Below are 670 nucleotides of genomic sequence, written 5' to 3' on the forward strand. Positions count from 1 at the left end.
ATTGTAAACTAAGTAAAAAAGTTCAAAAAAGACTACTTGAATTTTTTGTACTTGAAGTTACTGCTAGAAGTGCAGCTGATTTACTGGGTATTCACCCTAATTCAGCAGCCCTTTTTTACCACAAAATCCGCCTTGTGATAGAATACCACTTAGCTCTTGAAGCCAGTCAGCTCTTTGATGGCGAAATTGAACTTGATGAAAGCTATTTTGGTGGTATTCGTAAAGGCAAACGTGGTCGTGGCGCAGCTGGTAAAACTGCTGTGTTTGGTTTATTAAAACGCAATGGCAAGGTTTATACCGTTATTGTCAAAGATACTAAGACAAATACACTAATGCCAATTATCACAAGTAAAATCAAGCCTGACAGTGTGGTTTATACCGATTGTTATGCAAGCTACAATGCGCTTGATGTAAGTAATTTTAAGCACTTTAGAATAAATCATTCTAAAGAGTTTACTGACAAAGAAAACAAGCAAAACCACATCAACGGAATTGAGAACTTCTGGTCGCAAGCCAAACGTGTTTTACGCAAATATAATGGCATCGACAAGAAAAACTTCCATCTTTTTATCAAAGAATGTGAGTTTAGATTTAATAACGGTACACCATCTAATCAACTTAAAGTATTGAGAAAATGGTGTGGGGTTTAAACTTTATCTACGTCAGCCCC

General features: G+C 36.3%; 1 protein-coding gene. It reads left to right on the forward strand.

Annotated elements, in window-relative coordinates; translation table 11 throughout:
- A partial coding sequence (locus B0181_RS01510; RefSeq protein WP_078275736.1) for an IS1595 family transposase occupies positions 1-650 on the forward strand: 650 nt, incomplete at its 5' end.
- Between the last annotated feature and the right edge of the window lie 20 nt (positions 651-670).

This window comes from Moraxella caviae (assembly GCF_002014985.1).
Lineage (GTDB): Bacteria > Pseudomonadota > Gammaproteobacteria > Pseudomonadales > Moraxellaceae > Moraxella > Moraxella caviae.